The sequence below is a fragment of the Paraburkholderia polaris genome (assembly GCF_012927345.1).
GTDB lineage: Bacteria > Pseudomonadota > Gammaproteobacteria > Burkholderiales > Burkholderiaceae > Paraburkholderia > Paraburkholderia polaris.
In genome coordinates this window covers 82,559-103,939 of record NZ_JABBGJ010000037.1, presented here as the reverse complement: position 1 = coordinate 103,939, position 21,381 = coordinate 82,559, and the positions used below count along the sequence as shown (strand labels likewise).

Here is a 21,381-nt window from a genome sequence, read left to right as displayed (position 1 = left end):
GCAATGCGCGGGCTGTCTCAACGAGTTATTTCCGTGACGAATCGGCAATCTCGCCGCGGGGAACTCGGCCGGTGACTTGGGGACAATCACTGTGGCCATGGGACGCGTATACAATGTTACGTTTCGGGCGGTGGGGCCGCGAGCAGGCATAGCGCGACGGCATGCGGTTGCCCCCCGGGCAGCGTGCTCCCTGGATTTCGAGGGCTTCGTGCACGTATCTGCTGGCGCAGATTTCCAACGAGTAGACGTGCCTTTGCGCTCCTCATTTTGCGGTATGGTCCGCAGACGCTTGCGTTTCCGGATCGGCATGACAAACACACGACACACATGAACTCAAGTATCTCGAACACGCCTTCGTCGATTGCAGTCGTCATTCCGTGCTACAAAGTCCGCCCGCACATTCTTGGTGTGATCGCAAAGATCGGGCCGGAAGTCGACCAGATTTATGTGGTGGACGACTGCTGTCCCGAGAGCAGTGGCGACTTCGTCGAGGGCAATTGCACAGACCCGCGCGTTCGCGTTGTCCGCCATACGGTGAATCAGGGCGTCGGAGGGGCGGTTATGTCGGGGTATGCGGAAGCAATCGCCGGCGGAGCGGACGTGATCGTCAAGGTGGATGGTGACGGTCAGATGGACCCGGGTCTGCTGCCGCAATTTGTGCTGCCGATTGTCGACGGCTGGGCTGACTATACCAAGGGCAATCGCTTTTACGATCTGACGCATATCACCAGAATGCCGGCGATGCGCCTCATCGGTAATGCTGGACTGTCGATCATGACCAAGATATCGACCGGCTACTGGACAATTTTCGACCCAACGAATGGCTACACGGCAATCAATGCGCGCGCCGCGGCGCACTTGCCCTTCGACCGGATCAGTCGGCGTTATTTCTTCGAAACAGACATGCTGTTTCGCCTGAACACGTTGCGAGCGGTTGTCGCGGATATTCCTATGGACGCGGTGTACGGAGACGAAGAATCCAACTTGAAAATAACGAGTGTTCTTTTTGAGTTTATGGGTAAGCACGCAAAAAATTTCACGAAGCGGATTTTCTATAACTATTTCCTGCGTGACATGACTGCCGCTACGTTTGAACTGATCATCGGCTTGATTCTGTTCATTTTTGGCGTCTGCTTTGGTACTGTTCATTGGATCAGCGCCCTTGCGTCCACGACCCCGACACCTCTGGGAACGATCATGCTGTCGGCATTGCCGGTGCTGATCGGTTTGCAGCTCCTGTTGGGGTTTCTAAACTTTGACGTCGCGAACGTCCCATCCCGGCCAATAAGCAAGTTCCTGCCTTTCAACCCGGTCGAGGCGCGTGTGGGGTTACGCTCGAACGATGAGAAGCTAGAGCGCTCCGAATAATGCTGCTTGTGAGTGCCCCGGGCGTTAGGCGTGGGGCGCTGATGTGCTTCCTCTCACAACGATTGAATTACTGCCTACGAGAATGACGCCTCTTCAAACAATTTGGGCCATCGCCTGCGCCTGCATCATCGCAATCGGACAAATCGCCTTCAAGAAGGCAGGTATGGAAGTGCAGAGTGCCGGCACCTGGTTTTCTCCACGTGCGGTGCTGACGATCTTTTTCGCTCTTGCCATCTATGCAATCGCTACGTTGCTGTGGATTAACCTGTTGAGATTCGTGAATCTCAACAAGGCTTATTCATTTATGGCGTTGTGCTTCATCATCGTGCCGATCGCTAGCCACTTTGTGTTCAAGGAAACTGTGACCGCGGGATATGCGGTAGGCACCGCCCTCGTGGTTTTAGGTTTGGTAATCGCGACCCGCTTTGGTTAGTGGCACGCCTGAGTGGGCGATGTCCGCTGACGGTCGGCTTGCCGGCCGTCGGCGTGAGAGTTCATGGCAGCTGCGCCGACCTTGTCGAGCGTGTGCGACGTAGATTCCCATTCGCACCATAGAACACTTTTATCCGACCAAGATGCGAAAGATTCTAATAGCAATCTGCCTGTTAATGGCCTGCGTTGGCTTGTCGCCGGCACATGCGGCAAACGATTCCTCGCAAACTTCGCGAGCGTTTCTGGATAGCGTAGAAGTCAACGCACACACTCGCACGATCACGTTATCTGGCTGGGCGGAGTCAGCCCACGGCACCACCGAAAATCTCAAGCTCCTTGTGTTTATCGGCCCTGAGCAGGTTGCGACGGGGCAGGTTGAGCGCTATGCGCGGCCGGACGTCGCAGCGGCGACCGGCCGACGCGACTGGCTCGATTCGGGGTGGATCGCAAACGTTCCCATCCCGGCCTCGCTGCAGCGGGGCGCACGAAGCTTGCGCGTCAAAGTTCAGTTCGAGCATGACGGTGAGGTCGATTGCGTGCCGTCGAACCCGGCTTTCACTTCCTTGGTCATTCATGCAGATACAGGGCGTTTAATGGCGACGAAGCTGATCGTTATTGTGGGCCTCGGCCTGCTCGTGCTGTGCTTTGTGTTTGCATCCCGCATCAGTCAGGCCTTGTCAGCGTGGATGCGCTGCGCGGTTGCTCCCGTGGCGCCCTTGGCAGTGGGAATCGTTGCCGGTTTCGCGACGCTCGTGGCGCTCGGCGTATCCGGCACCTCTTTGGGCATCACGGACGAAGATATTCCCATCGACGGTATTCAGACAACTGTGCTGGCCGGCCATAGCGAGCAAATCAGAAGCGATGAGTGGCGCGTTCTAACGCCCATGTCGATTGGACAGACCCGCCACGTGCCGCCGTTTCCAGTAGTCAATCGGAACCTCGGCCCGAACGGGCATAACATGCTGATTCCCGGTATGACGTCCGTTCCGGTACTTGGCGTGCCAGCGTTGGGCCGCCCCGCTACATGGGGCTACTTTATTCTCCCGTTGCCGCAGGCATTGGCATGGCAATGGTGGATGCCGGCGTTCGGGTGCCTTCTAGCGCTTTGGGCATGTTTCTCATTGTTGTTCCGGGCTCAGTGGCGTCTGGCGTTTTGCCTTTCACTTTGCTTCGTCATTTCGCCGTATGTAATTGCCTGGTCTTACTGGCCCGCCTATGTAACGATGTTCGCCGCATCTGCATTTTCGGCCTTCGTTGTCTTGCTGAGAGGATGCACGAGGTGGATGAAACCTTTGCTGGCTGTGCTCCTCGGTATCACTGCTTCTGGTTTCGTACTTACCCTATATCCGGCGTGGCAAGTACCGCTTGGTTACCTGTTTGTCATGCTGCTTGCGGCCATTGTTATCCGTGACCGGAAGTCGATCATCTGGTCGCCGCGCGGCTTGATCTGGATCGTCGCTGGTTTGATGCTGGCCGGTGTAACTGTGGGCTTCTGGTGGATGGAGGCTAAGGACGCTGTGGCGGCGATGCTTGCTACCGTTTATCCAGGAAAGCGAATTGCGGTGCCAGGAGGCACTATAGATTCCTGGTATTTTGCACGAGGGTTTTCGAACTTCACGACCCTTTATGCGAACCTCAAGGATGCGTCCAATCAGAGTGAGGTTGCGTCGTTTCTTTACCTCACATTGCCGGCTATTTGCGGAGCAATCGCGAACTGGAAATACCAACAAAAAAACCGTCCTGTTTTTTTTGCACTGATTGCCTTTCTGGCACTTGCAACTTGGTACCAGTTCGTGGGTTTCCCGGTGGAACTCGCGCAATCGAGTCTGTGGGGCCGAACATTCCCGCCCCGCGTGGACATCGCAACGGGACTGGCAGCGATTGCACTTATCGGCACGGCCTTCGCACGAGATCCCAACACGGATGTCGTCGAAAGCTCGCAACGGGCGAGACAGATAGCGGCGATCGTTGTGGCCCTGTTGTGGGCGGCGTTCGTCTGGTTCAGTCTAAAGTCGGCGCCCTCAGTTATTCATGAGCTTCTGACCCCAACGGCCATGTTCGGCATGCTGGCCGCTGTTGCATGGTGTTCATATCTTCTTGCGGCCCGATTTTTCACGGGTTTTTTCCTGTCCTTCTTAGCGTTCCTTCTCTTCTCCGTGGCTTCCTTCAATCCGTGGGTTGCCCTCACTGTTCCATCAGCCGCTAGCGCTCACGCGGCCATGAATTGCGACAACGGAAAAGACCGTACGCTGGTTATCGGTTCGAACGTTCCCGCGATGACGATGATGGCTTCCGGTTGTCCGGTGCTCAATGGGGTCTCTTACTACCCGCAGATGAAGTTGTGGGACGCTCTAGATCCGCATAAGCAGAACGTATTCTCGTACAACCGCTATCAGCATCTATTCTTTAAACTCGCTGATCTGCAAGGAGCAGTGGACCCCGTTGTCACTGTTCCGCAGGGTGACGTGATTAACGTGACAGTCGATGCACGCCATTTCGACTTTAGGCGCCTTCCGATCGAGTACGTAACTGTGAAGTCTGATGAGGGGTTGGATTTGCCGCTCAATCAGACATTGGCCCCAGCGCCATCTTTGAGCCAAGGTTGGCTTAGATTCAAGGTGGTACGCTAGCTCAAGGGTGGCACAAGAGATGCTGGCGCATCAGTGATCACCCTGGTCGTATTAATTTCGCCAGATTACGTGCTATATACTTTCCGCTGCCTCACCAACCATTGTGTGGGAGATGCTCATGGATCGTGATCTGGTGGTGCGCCAGCCGTTTTTGGAAAACACCGGCTATTGTCATTGCTGCCGATCCACGGTCACTTTCCGATCGGAAAGTGACTGGCTGCGAGACAATTACTATTGCCTCCAATGCCGTTCGATCCCGAGAAACAGGCATCTCCACTTGGTTCTCGACGCGAAATTCCCCGGCTGGGAAAGCGCTGAAATCCACGAATGTTCGCCGGTTAATGACTTCACCTCTCGATATGCGCAGAGGTACACGCGTTCGGTTTATGAAGCCGGCATTGCTCTGGGCAGTATCTGCAAAGGCGCCAGATGCGAAAATGTCGAAGCGATGACCTTTCGCGACGAATCGTTCGATCTTTTCATTACCGAGGACGTGCTGGAGCACGTTTTCCGGCCGGACCGGGCTATCGCTGAGATCATGCGAGTTCTACGCCCCGGAGGCGCACACGTCTTTACCGCCCCGAAGCAGAAATGGATCACCCATACACGGCAGTGCGCTCAATTAATCGATGGCGAAATCAAGCATCTGTACGAGCCACAATATCACTCGGCTGCGGATGGCGGGCGCTCGCTCGTCACATGGGAATACGGTTACGACTTCGAACTTTTGCTCAGTGAGTGGGCGGGCGATGTGCCTGTCGAGACGCACCGGCTGATGGATCGTTCGAAGGGTATCGACGCAGAGTTCAACGAAGTTTTCGTGATCCGGAAGCCATGTAATGGCTCTTTACACGCATGGAATCCTCGTTCGTTCGCCTAGTGCTGCCAATGCTGCTGTATCCATTTCTGGATCCGGCTTAGTTTATCTAATCCGGGCACATGATCCGCACGCCCGGCATGTTCTGCATACTGATCACAATGACTGTCGACGTCACAAGAGCAGCCGCGCAAGCGATCAGGTAGAAGCTCCAGGCCTGGTTGCTGAACATCATTTGGTGCGAAAGCGAGAAAAAGGCCTGAACAAACAGGAGATGCACGAAATAGATGCTCATGGTTCGCTTCGCGACCGCGGAGACAGCGCGTCGGAAAACGATGCCTTCGATCCGATCGAATGCACCTTGAAGCGCTATAAACGACGCGGCCGAGGCAACAATGACGGTGGGTGAGGAATATTCAAAGAACACCATCGTCGGAACGCCGTGAGAGAGAGCCGATGCACGCGCCCCAAAGATCGTCACGCCGAGAGCTATCAGGGCGACCACAGCTGACACAACAAGGCCGCTGCCGTCGACGCGCCTAAATCGTCCGTAAAGCATCGCCCCTAGAATCGGGTAGCCGGCGTAGAGCGGCAGGAAGGAAAAGTCGATGCCAAGTGGCGCCGCGCCGAACAGACCGTAACAAAACGGATTGATGCTGGTTCCGATGAACCACACCCCTAGGACAAGCAGCTTCTGCGCATCGGTTGAATTCCTGTAGAAGCCGGAGAACAGCGGCAGGCACGCGTAGTACCCAATGATCGTGTAGACGAACCAAAGGTGAACGGCTGCGGGATAAGTGAGAATTCGAACAATCCAGTTGCCGACTATGCCGTGCTCGATAAACGTCGCGCGCGCCAGATAGACGCAGGACCAGAGGAAGGCAGGGATTGCGATCCGCTTTACGCGTCTGAACACCGAGGCGGGTGACGCGTCGCGCGTCAGGAGCAGTGCGCCCGTGGCGAGGAAGAGCAGGGGTACGCATATCGATGACAGTCCCCTGTATAGGAGCGCCGCCTTCCATTGCGGACCAAATTGCACGAAACCCGGCGCGGAAACATGAACCATGATCACCAAAGTGATCGCGACGAACTTCACGAAATCGAGCGACTCGTCGCGCCCCATCGGTTCTGTCCCGCCTGCGTTTCGCATTTGGAAGGTCTTATCTATCTCGAAATTGCGGATTATACATTTGGTGAGGGATGGTAATGAACTGATCACTCGGCTCTGCGAGCGTTTCGCTTGGGTTAAATCCAACCATCGAAACGCGGCAGGCAGCTTAAGCGCGGGTCGAAACGCAAGTGCCAAGTCCGTTTTCCACGGGAAGGGTTCCTCGGCTTATGTGCGCCTACCGGGTGGTCGATTCGGGTAAGCCGTCCGCGGGCTGCACTGCGTGTTTGCGCCGTCACTGTCGGCGGCCGTGGCCGTTGATGCGCGACACCCGCGCGCTTACGTTTGGATAGACTTTCACATCGCGTGAAACTTTTGCGGCAGCCGGTTGCGTTGCAATTTGGCGTAAAATCGGTGCCCTGCCGACAATGGTTTGGGGTCAACCTCGTAGGCAACCGGCGAAATTCTGGTTTGAGCTGTCAACGCGCACGGCCACCAGCGCCCACGACACTGGACGAACCGAGAAGGAGCCCGCAATTAATGCATTTCAAAATTCTCCTCACGACTCATAGCACCGCGTTCATGACTAGCGGCGGAGGTGAGTCGGAGCTCGTGCAGGTCGCCGAGTTGCTCGCCGATGCGGGTGTGCAGGCAGACATCTACGGCATACGTAGCCGGCCGCTGCGCTTTTATGATGCGGTGATGCACTTTTCTGTTCACGCGGATGGAGAGGCAATCATTCGCGAAACCGTTCAGCATGGCAAGAAGCTCTTTCTCTGGCCAAATGTCTGGTGGTTGACGCCTCCCGACGCGGCGGAAATCTCACGGATTGAATCCATCATCCAGCGTGCTGATCGCTTGCTCTTCAAGTCCGTGACGGAGTTGAACCACTTTGCCGCGCGCATTTCGGTTGATTTCCGCAAGTGTTCGGTGGTCGCGTCCGGAATTTCTGACCGATTCCTGGCGCCCGTAGATAAAGATTTACTTCCGGCAGTGTGCGACGTGTCCGACTACGTTCTATGTCTCGGCCTGATAGAGCCCGTCAAGAACCAGCTCGAACTTATCCGGGCGCTCAATCGTCTTGAAGTGGATGGTCTGATGGCGGGCGGATTCAGGGATGAGGAATACTACAAGCGGTGCGTAGGCGAAGCGCATCCCGGCATTCATTTTCTACCATTCATACAGCCTTGCAGTGCACTCCTGCGGTCTGCGCTCGCGAACGCTGTGTTGGTTGCCGAGCCGAGCTTCGATCCACCCGGGCGCTCGTGTCTGGAAGGGGCATTCATGAAGAGGCCACTAGTCATGCTCGACGGGGATTGGCAGCGCGAACATTTTGACGACAATGTTTGGTACACCGCTTCCACCAGTTCACCCGGCATTGCCCTTGCAATTCAAGCGGCGTTGGCTGACGGAAACAGGGACGAAAAGATCGAAAGCAACTACGAACGCATCTATGCACGGCACTCGTCGAGCACGGTTGCAACAGACCTAATCAAACACTTGATCGATGCCGGCCTCACAAACTATTAAGATTCCCCGCCTGCTTGTTGTTCAGCGGCGGTCCATGACCGATGGGCGAATGAAGTCGCGCACTATCGGTGCGAGGTTTGCGCCACTGCTTTCATATATGCAGCGGCATCAGCTTATCGAGTGGGAACAGATATCCGAGGAAGAGGTAGGGATCAGTCATTTGCATCGCTTCGATGTGGTGCTATTCAACAAGCACGTGTCGAACCTGTCATTGAAGATCATGCGGATGGCAAACGAGCTTGGCCTCCACACGATCTATGACCTGGATGACTGGCTTCTTGACCTACCCTCCTGGAGCGTCCTCGAAATGAATGAGGACGTGCTTTACAACGTACTGGCAATGATTCGTGAAGCCAGCGCAGCAACCGCGTCAAATCAGTTGCTGCAAGAGCGGATGCGCAGAGTGCGGCGCTCCGATGTACTGACCATTCCCAATGGGTTCGACCATCAAGCTTTCGATCTATCGCCCGAACTTTGGACAGAGAAGCAGCCACCGAAGATTATATTTTCCAACCTCGACGGCATTAAGCTGGTCAAGTTCAGGAAAGAGTTTTTTTCAACCCTATGTGACTTCCTGAAGAGAAACGAATCTCTATCAATTGACTTCTGGGGCGATCCGTTTCCCGAACTGAATTCGATTCCGCGGGTAACGCATCGCGGAAGTCGTGGAAATCTTGAATATAAAAAGGCTATTCGAGACGAGGGCTACATCTTCGCCATTGTTCCGTTGGGTGCGGAAGAGGACCCTGATACTTTGTTCTTCAATTCGTGCAAGTCTCCTATTAAATACGCTGATTACGGAAGCCTCGGTATCCCCGCAATCTATTCAAATTGTCCAACGTATCGAGAAAATGTGAAGCATCGCCTGACGGGGTACATTGCATCCAATACTGTTGACAGTTGGCAACAAGCACTTGAAGAAATGCTTCGCGACTCGGAGTTGCGGCAGACGATTCGCGTCAATTCCTATGCCGACGTGCTCGAACGATTTAGTGTTCAGCGCATCTCCAGCATGTTCCTGAAGGCTTTGCCCGCTCCCATGTCTTCGCATAACTAGGCTTACTATGGATCTTCTTTTAATTCGTCATGGTCAGTCGAATGCAAATATCGCTGGGCTCCTGAACTCGACAGAGCAGGACATCCTAACGGAATATGGCTTGCAGCAAGCTGCGAAGCTGCGTTCCGTCATGGAAAGCCGTGGACTATCGCCCGACCGAGTGTATTGCAGTCCGTGGAACCGCGCGTTGCAGACCGCTGAAGTGCTCTTCGAGGACAAGTGCGGTTGGACCGTTGACCGGCGCTTGGGAGAGACAAATGCTGGACGGTTTGCGACTTGGCGAGCCGACGAATTCCGCCGCACTTTTCCTGAGTTCGGAAAACATCTATCGGATCGTTACGAGGACGGAGAGTCACACCTCGAATTGGCCGCACGGTCTGTTAATTGGCTTGAGGAGGAATTCCTCCGACATTCGGATACGCCGGGCCTAATCGCGGCGGTGTGTCATGCCGGCCCGATCTCAGTTATCTCTCAGTACCTTTTGAACATACCGTTGTCGCTGTTTCCAAACGTACTGGTGCCGAATGCTTCTATAACTTTGTTCCGACAAGACGAACATACAAAAAAGTTCTATCTCGAGATCGCAGGACTGTCGTGAGTCGCCGGCGTCTGCCGTCCGCTCGATTCAAATTGGTCGTGCGGGCGGCATATTTTTCTGCAGTAGCGCTGGCCAGTAGCAAAGTGCGCGTTATGCGCGGCTCGACGTCTTCGTCGCCTGGGTGAAAAGATTGGACCAGACGCTATCGCTGGCCTGTTCCAGCAACTCGAGCGCCCGGGCTTTGCCCCCCGTCTCCTGGCGCTGGCGCCACGCGTTATCGAGTAGCAGTTCCGACAAGCTGTGCGCAAACGCAGCCAGCGACTCCTCCTTATGGAACACCCCGACGCCTGCGGCGACTTCGTCGATGGCCGTCCCGCTGTGGGCGAACACCGGCAATCCGAAATACATTGCTTCGAGCGCGGGTACGCCAAATCCTTCATGAAGACTCATCGACAGGAGCGCATCTGCCTTGTCGTAGCAGTAGAACAGATCGCCGTCGTCCAGCATGCCAGCAAAGCTCACATGCTCGAGCACGCCCAGCTCGCGGCCGAAGTTGAACAGATACTTCGAATATTCGTAGTTCGGCATCGTGCCGACCACGGTCAGTGTGATGTCGGCGCCTTGAGTTCTTGCCTCAGCCACGACGGCGAGGACGTCCTCAAGCCGCTTGTGCGGGACGACACGACCCACCACCAGCAGATTGCGTGAGCGGCGGCCGTAGTCGCGTTGGGCTGCCTCGTAGCGGAAGGCGGGCATGTCGGCAAATACCGGCGGGACCACTGCTACCTGAGCGCTGCCGGTGTGTGCCTTCAATTCCGTGGCCGTACCGCTCGAATTGGCGGCCAGTACGTCGAACGCCTTGAGCTCGGGGAGTTGTGCGATGCCGGCGCTGCATAGCTCGGCTGTCTGCGGTTCAAACGTGCGCAATAGCTCCGGATCGGTAATGCCGTGGAAATAGCACAGCTTGCGGCACGGCATGGCCAATAGCCGGTCGAGATGGTCGTCGTAAATCGAATAGCTGACCAACAGGGTGTCGTCTGCCGTTATGCTCGCGAACAACTGGTCGACGTGACTGACCGTGCGTGCCGACGGGTCGAAGCGCTGGCTGAAGAGCTCGACGTCCAGGCCGCTGCGCATCGCCGATCTGGCTATGCCAAAGCAGTGGTTGCCTACGGCATCGCCAGCGAAAATATCCGGCGCGTAAATGAATAGCTTCATTGGTTTTGTGTTCCCGCTTCGATTTCCGCCATGCGCGTGGCGTAACGATGCGACACGGCGTCGATCGAGTAATCCTGACGCAGACGTTGCTGCCCTGCGGTGGCAATCCGGGTGCGTGCCTCAACGTCTTCAAACACGCGGCGAATCTGCTGCGCGGCTTGCGCAACGTCCGGATCGCACCAGTATTGCCCTTCGTGAAACAGGTAGTCGCCGGCGCGTAACGGCACCAGTTCACCGTCCACGAGGAACGAAGTCTCTGCGTCGCAATAGTCGACATTGCCCGAGAAGTTCGTGACGATCACCGGCTGTCCGAGCAACATGGCTTCCGCAATGACGCGCCCGAAGCCTTCGCTCCGATGTAGCGAGATGTATGAGTCAAGCGATGCCATAAAGTTGATCGAGTCCTGCCTCGTCAGCTTTTCGGACACTATGTGAATACGCAGGTCGCGGGAGGCGATGTCGCGAATACGTTTCCAGATCGGATCGGACTCGCGGATATTCATTCCTTTGATAACGAGCCCGACACCGGTAACCGATGCATCGAAAGCCTTCTGGAACGCCTGTACGCCCGCGAGCGGATTTTTGCGCGTGAGCCACGAATTGCCGTCGAACATCAGATAGAACAGGAAGTCGTCCTCCGGCAGACCAAAGCGTCCGCGCACACGCTGCGTGGGAGCGGGGATGTCGACGGCCATCGGCATGTGATGCACCGGCGTGTCGCCCAGCTTGCGGAAAGCCGTCTGCACGAAGCGGCTTTGTGCCCAGATTTCGTCGACGAACTGGTGAACGCGCCCGAACGCAGTCGGCCACTGAGGCAGTTCCCACGGCCAGGCGCCGACCTTGTAGGTGGCGCTATCGATCAGATTGCGCCCACCCTCGAGTGAGAGCCGCATCATTTCGGGCGGCGGCAGGCAAAAAACGCTGACGCGGTACTTCTGATCAAGCGTCAGCAGACGGCTGACTGTTGTGTCGACTTTTGCGGGCCCCGCGATCGGCGCGTTGATAAACACGCGGGGCACAGAGGCGAGTTCGAGCGCGTGACCCATCATGCGAGCGTCTTCGGCCAAACCCAAGATGCCTTGCGGAAAGCCGATGACGTTCACGCCAAAAGGATACGCGCGCTCAGATAGGTTCGCTTGCGTGGCGAATTGGACGACTGACCCGACATGGACGCCATCCGGTTCAACCAGCTCGTTGCGCAGCAGCGAATACTCGTGCCTGCCAGACTCATTCCACCAATGGATCATGCCGCGCACGCCGTTGAACGTGGCGCGGTCGAATGCCGTGGTCAGATCACTCCGTTCGTTCCAGACGAGCTCAATGAAATAAGGGAGTTCGATTCCCTCGATGAACTCCGCCGCTTTCAGCTTGATCAGTTTTTCGAACAGATCGTCGGCGGACCATTGGCTTTCCGGATAGTTCGACTGACCTTCTTCTTGCCACCAATGAACGAAAGCAAACTGGCCTTTGAACGTGGAGCGGTCCAGATGGGTGTGCAAATCCTCCCGTTCTTGCCAGACCAGATTCAGCAGATGGGGAAGCGCGAGTGGTGCCGTGCCTTCAGCAATTTCGAGCTTGAGCAATCTGTCGAAGACCTCACGCGGCGACCAGCTTAGCGAAGGGTAATCTGTGGCGTGTTCTTGCCACCAGCCCAGATAGGCTAATTGACCAGCGAGCGTATGAATCGCGTAGTTCTGCTGCAGACCTGTCCTGTGGCGCCAGATCACGCTGAGCATGCGCGGCTGCGCGAGTATCGCGCCATCGTTCACCTCGAGTACCGACAGCTCCTCGACGATATCCCTCGTTGACCAGTTAGCGCGCGCATATTCGACCGCGCCATGGGTTTCCCACCAGCGCAGATAGGCGAGGCGGCTGCTAGGTGTGCCGAGATCGAAGTCGCGCTGCAAGTCGTCGCGGTCCTGCCGGAGTACATGCAGAAAGTAGGGCAGCTTGACCTGCTCGTCTCGATCTTCCGCCGGCGGGCTCAACAACAACCGCATTAGGCTGGGGCGTTCAAGACTGCTGGGATCAGTGTGCCGGAGCCAGAAGCCGATCGCCGTCGTGAAGGAACTGCACAGCACCTCGTTGTCGATCGCGTCGAGGCAGGCGCGATCCTGCTCGCGCAGTACCCACTTGAAATCCGGATAGCAGCGCGCGCCGATGGCCTCCCACCAGAAATAGAGCGCGAGCCGGTCTTGCAATGACTTTTCGCTGTATTGCTGCAATTCAGGCAGAAACTCCAACAGGAAATAAATTCCGTTGGGGAGCGAGAAATCAACGCTTGCGGACGGGTGGCCGAAACCTTCAAGCCAGTCGGTTCGATGCATCAGATGTTTTATCTCTTTATTGGAATGATCGGAGCCACAGCGCCGATCTCCCTGCCTAACTAAAACGAAAGATCGGAGATTGGGTAATCGACCTGCTGCCCAAACCCTACTGCCTGATGATCGACGTAGCGCCGCGTGCCAGCCGTTTTGTATAGCAACGAAGCTTGCGTTGCTGGCAGCGTGCGACCACCGTAGAAAACGTCTTGGAGTCCGATCTGGATATCGGGCGGGGTGACTTGCATGACGAGTGCGTGGCGCGTCCGCAGTGGATCTGCCACGCGCGCTTCGCCGTGCAGCATGTCAGGATGCCAGACAACGACGTCGCCCTTTTTGACCAAGATGGCTTGTTCGGCAAGTCCAGCCTGTTCGCATTGCTTGCGCAATTCGGCCTGATATGCGTTCCAGAGTTCCGGCGAGTGCGGGTCGATCTTGTTGCCGGGTTGATATACGGAGCGCAGAATTTTTTCGCGATCGAGCTCAGGAAGCGCGTGCGCCTTCGGAACGAGCGTTAGCGAGCCGTTCTGATCATCCATGTCTTCGAGCGCGAACCACAAGCCCATGTACAGATGCTCGGGCTCGGTACGAAACATCGGGGCATCACGCTCGGCGTCGTGCGCTGAGCTTCGCTCGGTGTACGACGACGAAAACACCACCCCTTCTTCCAGAAAGTGGTCGAGGATTTCCAGAATCAGCGTGTGCGTCGAGAACAGATTGATCAACTCCGGCAGCCCGCCGTGTAGATTGGCGAGCGGCGGCAAGTGGCCGTATTCGTCAGCATGCCTCTCGCACACTTGAGGATTGCGTTGCTTGAAGCGAGCAAACGCAGCACGTGTCACGTCGCACTTGGCCAACTGCGCGCTGGTGCCGCGCACCACCGTATAACCTTGGTTGACGATGTCAAGGACGTGCAAAAGCGCGGGAGAAAATGACTTTTCACGAATGCCGTTGTCTCGCCCGAATTCTAGATCGACGAAGTTCCTATTGGAAATCACGGGCGCCTCCGTGATTGGCTGGCGTCACAGGTTTGCAACGTCGATCTCCTGAATCTGATATCCCTTCTTGCTCGCGAAGACGCCGAACAGACGCTCGATCGTGTGAGCCAGCGTGCCGTCCAGTTGACCGGTTTCCAGTTCGAAGCTTTCGTTCTCCAGCTTCAGGTCGAGCAGATTCTGCAATGCATCGACCTTGAACCAGAACATCGAACCGGACGGGAAATGGACGTTGTAGTTGCCAATCAGCGAGTCTTCGCCGATCTTGCCGAGAATCGCGTCGAGCCAACTGACATTGCCTAGATGGATCTCAGGTACGGACAGGTCTGTGATCGAGCCTTTCGGTGCGAGCAAACCGACTTCCTTGTTTTTGCTGAAATAGTCGATGACCTTTTTGCCGCAGCTTTCCGACCCGGCGAGACAACCCAGCAGCGACGAACGCCACGTATCACCGTCGACACGGTGCAGGGAGCGTTTCGTATGCAGCTTGCAGCAATAGTCGTAACCGCGCTTGGCCACTTCGCCATAAGCAATCAGGAAGGGCCGGATATCGCGGCCAATGTTCTCGACCGGAAGCAGATACGTATTCAGGCCGCTGTCGATGAATTTGTCCAGATACGCCCGGTCGACGCCTTGCTTGAACGTCACAAAGACATCGGGACTGCCGATGTTCTTGATGTACGCAATCATGCTGTCGGCGAGGTCTTCATAGTACAAATGCAGCACGACGGCCGTATGGCTTTTCTTGGCAAACTTCGCGTTGTGTTCGTTGTAGAAATTGTCGGCAGCCGTTTTCTTGCGATAGCCGCGCAGCACATTCGCTGTGGCGTGCAGATATGCATAGCCGTGGTAACGATCAGGTTCCAGGTGCGCACCTTCGGCCCACTCATTCCATGCGTTGATGAACACCAGACGTTTGTCTTCGTCTTTGTGCTGCATCATGGTCTTGCAGGCGTCGTTTAGCCACTTCGCGTAGTTCTGCGGCGTGGACTTGACAAACGAAAAACCGGCGCCTGGCTTGCGCGCTTCGTTGTCCCACGAGGGCATCACCGTCTTGAACGTAAGATGATCTTCGGAGGTGATCTTGCCGAGGCGGTTCGCGACTTCCTCGAAGTCGTAGATCTTGCCCTTGTACGTCGGGTTCATGACGGTGTGCTGCTCGGTGATTTCCTTCGCGTGCGACTGGTGCGGCGGGAATTCAACGGCGGCATCGAAACCGAATACGGTTGGGTCAGTAATGTTGAACGACTTCGCAGCGACAAGATAGACGCCGGGCAGGCCGACTTCGAGTGCGCGCGCACGCCAGCGCTCGGCGGTGGCATGTGCATCAGGCAGCAGGGTCACGCGGTAGACGATCAGCACCGGTTTGCCGTCGACCGTGATGTAGCGGTCGTCGCGGAATGCTTCGACGAGCGAATCGAAGAAGTTGATGTCGTCTTCGGGACTGTGGTTCTGCGAGATCAGGATATCGTCTTCAAGCCCGTCCCAGCGACGCGACCAATTTTCGTTGGCCCAAGACACGCAGAACTTGATGTCGATTTCCTTATGCTCAATCAGGTTTTGCAGCGGCTTTTCCAGCAGCCGCTTGCCGCCAAACCAGTAGTGATGGAAACAGAAGCCGGTGATGCCGTAATGCTTGGCGAGTTCGGCTTGCTGCTGCATCACTTCGGGAATACGCAGATCGTAGAAACCGAGTTCGCCCGGCAGATGTGGCTGGTGATGGCCGACGAATTGCGGTACCGCTTTCGTGACATTGGTCCACTCGGTGAAGCCCTTGCCCCACCATAGGTCGTTTTCGTGAATCGGATGAAACTGTGGAAGATAGAAGGCGATGGCCTTGATGTCCAACGCTTCAGCGTCGACAAAATCAAGTGCCTTAGGGACGTACCTGACGTTCCATCCCTTGACGCCTTGCGCCTGATCGAATCGATCCTGCATGTATTGATTTACCAAATCAATTTTGTCTTCGTAAAAGTTCATTCCGTTTCCCTTCGTCACTTCACTAACGTATTGTAGATTTGGGCGAGGCGTGCAGTCGTGGTGGCCCACGAAAACTCCTTACCCAAGGCACTGGCTGCACGCTGGCTTGCACGGTCGTGGCCAGCGCCGGTTTTCAAAAGCACTTGCGCGATGTGTTGCGCGATGTCGTGGCTGTCGTTCGGGTTTACGTAGGTCGCGTAGTCCGCGAAATACTCCCGTGTCGAGCCCTCGGACGTGACTAGCAGCGGGGTGCCCTGTGCGGCTGCCTCGAGCGCCGCGAGACCGGGGGTTTCGAGCGTGCTCGGCAAACAGAAGAGTGAGCAGGCCTGATAGGCGGAGCGCAAGAGTTCGGAGTCGTGCGGCAGGGGCCCGACATAGGTTGCCTGTGAGCCGGCTTCCTGCATCACTTCGTTGAAATAGGCTTCGTCGCGTACGTGACCCACGAGCAGCAATTTCTGATCCGGATGGGACTTCATTGCTTGCGCCAGGCGCAGCTGGTTCTTGCGCGGCTCGATGTTGCCGACGTTCAACACGAACGGCGCATCGCTGCCAATGTGTTGCCGGAAAAGGTCGGGTCGCGGCCGTTCGAAGAATACGTCGTCAACGCCGTTGTACACCGTGACGAATTTTTCCCGCGGTAGATTCAGCACGCTGGCGAGCGTATCGCATTCAATCTCCGAGTTGGCGACGACGCGATCGGCAAGACCGAGCTGAGCGCGAATTTCATCGATCGGATAGAGATGCTTCGTTTCTTCCGTAATCCATAGGCTGGACGACACGACCAGCGGCAACCCGAGGCGCTTGACGAACGCGCAGAAATGCGACGAGCCGCCGACGCACGAGAAGAAGTGAATGACATCGTGGTCAAGGAAGCAGGGCTTCCAAGAGTCGAACAGCTTCACCTCGACGCCATGTTGCGGGAGGTGCTTCTCGTAAGCGAGCAACTGGATCTCGCCACCGCCTGGAGTGTGGAAAGCCATTGGATACGTGGCGAACAACACTTTCATATCAAATGCTCTACGTATGACCTAAGGTTCAGGATGCCGGCGACCCACCGGTATCCCCAATGTGCCGCCCTCGAAGGCGGTCGGGTGAAAATTCTTCTGCGACGGATTCATAGCCAGCGCACGCGGCGAAGCGCTGTAACTTGACGAAAAGCTTACGGACGCCGGTGATGTGTTCTCGTGTTTCTGGCGCGGTCCGCGGCAACGGCTCAGTAAACCCCCGTTGGGAGGGCGGTAGAGCAGGCCACGGAATTGCACCGAAGCTTCCCGCGGCGCTTCGCGATCGGGTAACCCTGAATGATACAGCGGAAATCCGCCGATTTCGGAGCAGCGTTCGATCGGCCTTACAATGGTGCACCAGAACCGCACTCGATTTCCGATGGTCGAATTTTACCGTACCTCACAACCTGCCCGCCGCCTTGCCATGCCGGCCCCGTCCGCCGGCATGGACCAACTGGGGTCCGATTTTCGCCTGTCCACAACCGCATGAGCCAGAATGTCCTCGTCACCGGCGCTAACGGATTTGTCGGTAAGGCGGTGTCGCGCACGCTGCAGCAACGCGGCGATGCCGTTACGGGTCTGGTGCGGCGTCCGGGCGGTTCAGGCGAAGGCGTGCATGAATGGGTCGTCGATCACGACGACTTTCAGGGTCTGGACTTTGCCTGGCCCGAGTCTTTGCATTGCGACAGCGTCATTCATCTTGCAGCTCGTGTCCATCTGCTCAACGATACAGTGTCCGACCCGCTCGCCGCCTACCGCTCGACGAACGTCACAGGCGCCTTGCGCGTCGCTGCTGCCGCCCGCCGCGCTGGCGCGCGCCGTTTGGTTTTCGTCAGCAGCATCAAAGCGGTCGGGGAAGGCAGCGCCGGCCGACCTATTTCCGAAGCAGACGAACCCGCGCCCACAGACCCCTACGGCATCTCCAAGCTCGAAGCCGAGCGTGCGCTGATCGACTACGGCCGTGAATCGGGCCTTGAAATCGTGATCGTGCGCCCGCCACTGGTCTACGGCCCCGGCGTGCGCGCCAACTTCCTGCAACTGATGAATGCCATTGCGAAAGGCGTTCCGTTGCCGCTCGGCTCAATTGCAGCCCGTCGCAGCCTCGTGTTCGTCGACAATCTGGCCGACGCACTCGTGCACTGCACAACCGACCCGCGCGCCGCCGGCGAGACCTTCCACGTCACCGACGGCCGCGATCTAAGCGTCTCAGAGCTGGCCCGGGCGCTCGCCACGCAACTGCTCGCGCCGGCGCGCCTCATACCGGTTCCCGTCGGTTTGCTGCGCCTTGCCGGCCGCCTCACCGGCCGCTCGGCCCAGATCGACCGGTTGATCGGCGAGTTGCGTCTCGACAGCTCTCACATCTGCGAGCGCCTCGGCTGGTACCCACCTCATACCGTCGAACATGGCCTGCTGGAGACAGCTGCCTGGTATCGCTCTACGCACTGAACCCATCCTCAATGCCGATCGCTTCATTCCTTGCCGCACCTGTCGTGCACCTGCTCCTTTGGGGCGTATTAGCGCTGTCCGCGTGCGCGGGAATCCTATGGTTTCTGCTCCGGAGCGGCTTCGCCTGGCGTCTAGCCACCGACATCCCCAACGACCGTTCGCTGCACACGCGTCCAACGCCACGGGTCGGCGGCTGGGGCATCGTGCCGGTGACCGCGACTCTTATCTGGCTGGCGGCACCAGCGCTGTGGCTGCCTGCGCTGCTGGCGGCGCTGCTAGCCGCGTTGTCGCAAATCGACGACCGCCGCGGTCTGCCCGCGCGAGTCCGATTTGGCGGCCACGCGGTAGCCGTGGCGGCGCTGGTCGTCGTCTACCCGGCCGACGCGCCTTGGTGGGTACTGGCCGCAATGGCGTTTTTACTCGTCTGGATGGTCAATTTGTACAATTTCATGGATGGGTCGGACGGTCTCGCCGGTGGCATGGCACTGTTCGGCTTCGGCGGCTACGCGATCGCCGCGTCCATTTCGACCCATCCGGACCGCGCGCTTGCGCTGGCTTGTCTGGTGGTGGCGGGCGCGGCAGCTGGTTTTCTTCTGTTCAATTTTCACCCCGCCCGGATTTTTCTCGGCGACGCGGGCTCGATTCCGTTGGGTTTTCTGGCCGGCGCGCTTGGCTACTGGGGCTGGCGCGAAGGCGTTTGGCCGATCTGGTTCCCAGCGGTCAGTTTTTCCCCATTTATTGGCGACGCGTCGGTTACCCTGTTTAAACGGCTACTCCGCGGCGAAAAATTTTGGCAGGCGCACCGCGAACATTACTATCAAAGACTGGTGCAGGGCGGTTTCGGGCACGCACCAACGGCGCGAGTTTGGTATTTCTTCATGGTCGCGGGCATAATGCTTGCTTTGTGGGCACTGGGTATTGCTGTGGTTTATCAATGGCTTGTTGTCGTCGCATGGGCTGCTGTGCTTGTGCTCGCCGGGCTTTGCATTGATCGCTACTGGCGGCGCCATCTGTCCCGTTCCGGGCAATCCTGAGGTTCTGCGCAATGAGAAGATTCAAAGCCCGATGGCTTTCGTTCAGTGCGTTTGCGTTCGACTTGTGTGCGGTGGCTCTGGCTTGGATGCTGGCCTACGTGATCCGTTTCAACGGACCGGTACCGGCCCAGTTCTGGTCGAGCGGTCTGCACGCATTGGTCTGGGTGCTACTGATCTACGCGGTAATGTTCCGCAGCTACGGGCTGTATAGGGGCATGTGGGTCTTTGCCAGCTTGCCCGACCTTGTGAGAATCGCCAAGGCGATCGGCGTCGGCGCAGTGGTCGTGGTCATCGGCTCGGCGCTGTTGCAGCCGGCCCCCGTCGTGCCACGCTCGGTCCTGATCGTTTCGCCTATGCTCCTGTTCCTCTCAATGGGCGGTTCGCGCGCGTTATACCGCGCTGCGAAAGAGTTCTATCGCTACGGCGGCCTCGTCGGGCAGGGCAAACCTGTGCTGGTGCTCGGTGCGGGTAATGCGGGCGCAAACCTTGTGCGCGAGCTGAAACGGTCGGGCGAATGGCGTCTCGCGGGTTTGCTCGACGACGACCCGGTCAAACAGGGGCGCGAAATCTACGGCTATCGCGTGCTGGGCGCCATCAGCGATTTGCACAAAATCACGGCTGAAATGAAGGTCGAGCACGTGATCATCGCGGTGCCTTCGGCTTCGGTCGAGGCGCATCGCCGCATTGCCACGCTGTGCGTGCGCGCAGGCGTACGAGCGATGACGCTACCGGCGCTGACACCGCTGACGCAAGGCCAGGCTTTCCTGTCCCGTGTGCGCCAGATCGATCTCGAAGACTTGCTAGGACGCGATCCGGTAACGATCGACACGCAGCACGTCGAAGCGCTGCTTAAAAATCGCGTCGTGATGGTGACTGGCGCGGGCGGTTCGATCGGCTCCGAACTGTGTCGGCAAATCTTGCGCTTCGGCCCGGTGCAACTGGTGGCCTTCGATATCTCCGAGTTTTCGATCTACCGCCTCAACGAAGAGCTGCGCGATAAATATCCAGAAGTATCCGTGGTGCCGATCATAGGCGACGCGAAGGATTCGTTGCTTCTTGACCAGGTGATGGGGCGTTATTGCCCGCATATTGTCTTTCATGCCGCGGCCTATAAGCATGTGCCGCTGATGGAAGAGGTGAATAGCTGGCAGGCGGTGCGCAACAACGTGCTCGGCACTTATCGAGTGGGACGCGCGGCGATTCGTCACGACGTCGCCCATTTTGTTTTGATTTCCACTGACAAGGCTGTGAATCCGACCAACGTTATGGGCGCGAGCAAGCGCTTGGCGGAGATGGCTTGTTCAGCGTTGCAGCAGGGTGCAAAACGCACGCAGTTTGAAACCGTTCGGTTCGGCAATGTGCTCGGCAGCGCCGGCAGTGTGATCCCGAAGTTTCAGGAGCAGATTGCGCGCGGCGGTCCGGTGACAGTCACGCACCCGGAAATCACCCGTTTTTTCATGACGATTCCGGAGGCGTCGCAACTAGTGTTGCAGGCGTCGAGCATGGGGCATGGCGGCGAAATTTTCATTCTCGACATGGGCAAGCCGGTGCGGATCGCCGATCTCGCACATGATCTGATCCGTCTTTACGGTTTTACTGAAGAGCAGATTCGCGTCGTGTTCACCGGTCTGCGTCCTGGTGAAAAGCTGTACGAAGAACTGCTGGCAGACGACGAAACGACTACCCGTACGCCGCATCCGAAATTGCGTATCGCGCGGGCGCGTGAGGTGCCGGACAGCTTCATTGATAACCTGCTGCCTTGGCTGATGCAGCACCGCGTCCCGACCGACGACGAAGTTCGCCGCGATCTGCGCCGCTGGGTACCAGAATATCAACCGGCCACTGCACCCGCGCTGCGTAGTGTCGGCAACGTTACATCAGTCACGCGGGCTTCCTAGAACTC

General features: G+C 57.3%; 16 protein-coding genes. 10 read left to right on the top strand and 6 right to left on the bottom strand.

Annotated elements, in window-relative coordinates; genetic code table 11:
• Window positions 1-327 precede the first annotated feature (327 nt).
• From HHL24_RS30390 to HHL24_RS30375, 4 genes are all read left to right on the top strand, one after another.
• The gene (locus tag HHL24_RS30390) at window positions 328-1,368 is read left to right on the top strand and encodes a glycosyltransferase family 2 protein (protein WP_169489030.1); all 1,041 of its coding nucleotides are present in this window, start codon (window positions 328-330) and stop codon (window positions 1,366-1,368) included.
• 82 nt (window positions 1,369-1,450) lie between these two features.
• A complete protein-coding gene (locus HHL24_RS30385; protein ID WP_169489029.1) occupies window positions 1,451-1,801 on the top strand; it encodes a DMT family transporter in 351 nt (116 codons plus the stop codon).
• Window positions 1,802-1,943: 142 nt separating this feature from the next.
• Window positions 1,944-4,430: a DUF7657 domain-containing protein gene (locus HHL24_RS30380; protein WP_169489028.1), complete on the top strand. Its 2,487-nt coding sequence runs from the start codon at window positions 1,944-1,946 to the stop codon at window positions 4,428-4,430.
• A 118-nt stretch (window positions 4,431-4,548) separates the two neighbouring features.
• Entirely contained in the window at window positions 4,549-5,310 is a 762-nt protein-coding gene (locus HHL24_RS30375) for a class I SAM-dependent methyltransferase (RefSeq protein ID WP_169489027.1), read from the top strand.
• A gap of 46 nt (window positions 5,311-5,356) precedes the next feature.
• Here HHL24_RS30375 and HHL24_RS30370 read toward each other — a convergent pair whose 3' ends face one another.
• Window positions 5,357-6,370, bottom strand: coding sequence for an acyltransferase (locus tag HHL24_RS30370; protein WP_169489026.1), 1,014 nt, complete (start codon window positions 6,368-6,370; stop codon window positions 5,357-5,359).
• 525 nt (window positions 6,371-6,895) lie between these two features.
• Here HHL24_RS30370 and HHL24_RS30365 point away from each other — a divergent pair.
• From HHL24_RS30365 to HHL24_RS30355, 3 genes are read left to right on the top strand one after another with little or no spacing between them, the layout of a single operon-like run.
• Complete coding sequence (locus HHL24_RS30365; protein ID WP_169489025.1) at window positions 6,896-7,885, top strand: glycosyltransferase family protein; 990 nt, start codon at window positions 6,896-6,898, stop codon at window positions 7,883-7,885.
• A gap of 49 nt (window positions 7,886-7,934) precedes the next feature.
• Window positions 7,935-8,942 carry a glycosyltransferase gene (locus HHL24_RS30360; protein ID WP_230417626.1) on the top strand — a complete coding sequence of 336 codons (1,008 nt, stop codon included), beginning with the start codon at window positions 7,935-7,937 and terminating at the stop codon, window positions 8,940-8,942.
• A gap of 7 nt (window positions 8,943-8,949) precedes the next feature.
• On the top strand, window positions 8,950-9,540 hold the full coding sequence (locus HHL24_RS30355; RefSeq protein ID WP_169489024.1) for a histidine phosphatase family protein: 591 nt from the start codon (window positions 8,950-8,952) through the stop codon (window positions 9,538-9,540).
• Window positions 9,541-9,630: 90 nt separating this feature from the next.
• Here HHL24_RS30355 and HHL24_RS30350 read toward each other — a convergent pair whose 3' ends face one another.
• From HHL24_RS30350 to HHL24_RS30330, 5 genes are read right to left on the bottom strand one after another with little or no spacing between them, the layout of a single operon-like run.
• Complete coding sequence (locus tag HHL24_RS30350) at window positions 9,631-10,698, bottom strand: glycosyltransferase (RefSeq protein WP_169489023.1); 1,068 nt, start codon at window positions 10,696-10,698, stop codon at window positions 9,631-9,633.
• Window positions 10,695-13,025 carry a glycosyltransferase family 4 protein gene (locus HHL24_RS30345; protein ID WP_169489022.1) on the bottom strand — a complete coding sequence of 777 codons (2,331 nt, stop codon included), beginning with the start codon at window positions 13,023-13,025 and terminating at the stop codon, window positions 10,695-10,697. The genes HHL24_RS30350 and HHL24_RS30345 overlap by 4 nt, the downstream gene beginning before the upstream one ends.
• A gap of 59 nt (window positions 13,026-13,084) precedes the next feature.
• Window positions 13,085-14,017, bottom strand: coding sequence for a phytanoyl-CoA dioxygenase family protein (locus tag HHL24_RS30340; RefSeq protein WP_169489021.1), 933 nt, complete (start codon window positions 14,015-14,017; stop codon window positions 13,085-13,087).
• Between the two features lie 24 nt (window positions 14,018-14,041).
• Window positions 14,042-15,994 carry a glycoside hydrolase family 99-like domain-containing protein gene (locus HHL24_RS30335; RefSeq protein WP_169489020.1) on the bottom strand — a complete coding sequence of 651 codons (1,953 nt, stop codon included), beginning with the start codon at window positions 15,992-15,994 and terminating at the stop codon, window positions 14,042-14,044.
• A 14-nt stretch (window positions 15,995-16,008) separates the two neighbouring features.
• The gene (locus tag HHL24_RS30330) at window positions 16,009-17,001 is read right to left on the bottom strand and encodes a glycosyltransferase family 4 protein (RefSeq protein WP_169489019.1); all 993 of its coding nucleotides are present in this window, start codon (window positions 16,999-17,001) and stop codon (window positions 16,009-16,011) included.
• Between the two features lie 483 nt (window positions 17,002-17,484).
• Here HHL24_RS30330 and HHL24_RS30325 point away from each other — a divergent pair, with 483 nt between their 5' ends.
• The 3 genes from HHL24_RS30325 to HHL24_RS30315 are packed head-to-tail and all read left to right on the top strand — an operon-like array spanning window position 17,485 to window position 21,376.
• Window positions 17,485-18,444, top strand: a complete 960-nt coding sequence (locus tag HHL24_RS30325) for an NAD-dependent epimerase/dehydratase family protein (protein WP_169489018.1) — start codon at window positions 17,485-17,487, stop codon at window positions 18,442-18,444.
• A gap of 11 nt (window positions 18,445-18,455) precedes the next feature.
• A complete protein-coding gene (locus HHL24_RS30320) occupies window positions 18,456-19,478 on the top strand; it encodes an MraY family glycosyltransferase (RefSeq protein WP_169489017.1) in 1,023 nt (340 codons plus the stop codon).
• A gap of 11 nt (window positions 19,479-19,489) precedes the next feature.
• On the top strand, window positions 19,490-21,376 hold the full coding sequence (locus HHL24_RS30315) for a polysaccharide biosynthesis protein (protein ID WP_169489016.1): 1,887 nt from the start codon (window positions 19,490-19,492) through the stop codon (window positions 21,374-21,376).
• The last annotated feature ends 5 nt before the right edge of the window (window positions 21,377-21,381 follow it).

What these genes read in the sequence shown, in the direction of transcription:
- HHL24_RS30350 (WP_169489023.1), bottom strand. Translation starts at nt 10,698, where the DNA reads ATGAAGCTATTCATTTACGCGCCGGATATTTTCGCTGGCGATGCCGTA.
- HHL24_RS30380 (WP_169489028.1), top strand. Translation starts at nt 1,944, where the DNA reads ATGCGAAAGATTCTAATAGCAATCTGCCTGTTAATGGCCTGCGTTGGC.
- HHL24_RS30360 (WP_230417626.1), top strand. Translation starts at nt 7,935, where the DNA reads ATGAAGTCGCGCACTATCGGTGCGAGGTTTGCGCCACTGCTTTCATAT.
- HHL24_RS30325 (WP_169489018.1), top strand. Translation starts at nt 17,485, where the DNA reads ATGAGCCAGAATGTCCTCGTCACCGGCGCTAACGGATTTGTCGGTAAG.
- HHL24_RS30355 (WP_169489024.1), top strand. Translation starts at nt 8,950, where the DNA reads ATGGATCTTCTTTTAATTCGTCATGGTCAGTCGAATGCAAATATCGCT.
- HHL24_RS30345 (WP_169489022.1), bottom strand. Translation starts at nt 13,025, where the DNA reads ATGCATCGAACCGACTGGCTTGAAGGTTTCGGCCACCCGTCCGCAAGC.
- HHL24_RS30320 (WP_169489017.1), top strand. Translation starts at nt 18,456, where the DNA reads ATGCCGATCGCTTCATTCCTTGCCGCACCTGTCGTGCACCTGCTCCTT.
- HHL24_RS30330 (WP_169489019.1), bottom strand. Translation starts at nt 17,001, where the DNA reads ATGAAAGTGTTGTTCGCCACGTATCCAATGGCTTTCCACACTCCAGGC.
- HHL24_RS30385 (WP_169489029.1), top strand. Translation starts at nt 1,451, where the DNA reads ATGACGCCTCTTCAAACAATTTGGGCCATCGCCTGCGCCTGCATCATC.
- HHL24_RS30365 (WP_169489025.1), top strand. Translation starts at nt 6,896, where the DNA reads ATGCATTTCAAAATTCTCCTCACGACTCATAGCACCGCGTTCATGACT.
- HHL24_RS30315 (WP_169489016.1), top strand. Translation starts at nt 19,490, where the DNA reads ATGAGAAGATTCAAAGCCCGATGGCTTTCGTTCAGTGCGTTTGCGTTC.
- HHL24_RS30375 (WP_169489027.1), top strand. Translation starts at nt 4,549, where the DNA reads ATGGATCGTGATCTGGTGGTGCGCCAGCCGTTTTTGGAAAACACCGGC.
- HHL24_RS30370 (WP_169489026.1), bottom strand. Translation starts at nt 6,370, where the DNA reads ATGGGGCGCGACGAGTCGCTCGATTTCGTGAAGTTCGTCGCGATCACT.
- HHL24_RS30390 (WP_169489030.1), top strand. Translation starts at nt 328, where the DNA reads ATGAACTCAAGTATCTCGAACACGCCTTCGTCGATTGCAGTCGTCATT.
- HHL24_RS30335 (WP_169489020.1), bottom strand. Translation starts at nt 15,994, where the DNA reads ATGAACTTTTACGAAGACAAAATTGATTTGGTAAATCAATACATGCAG.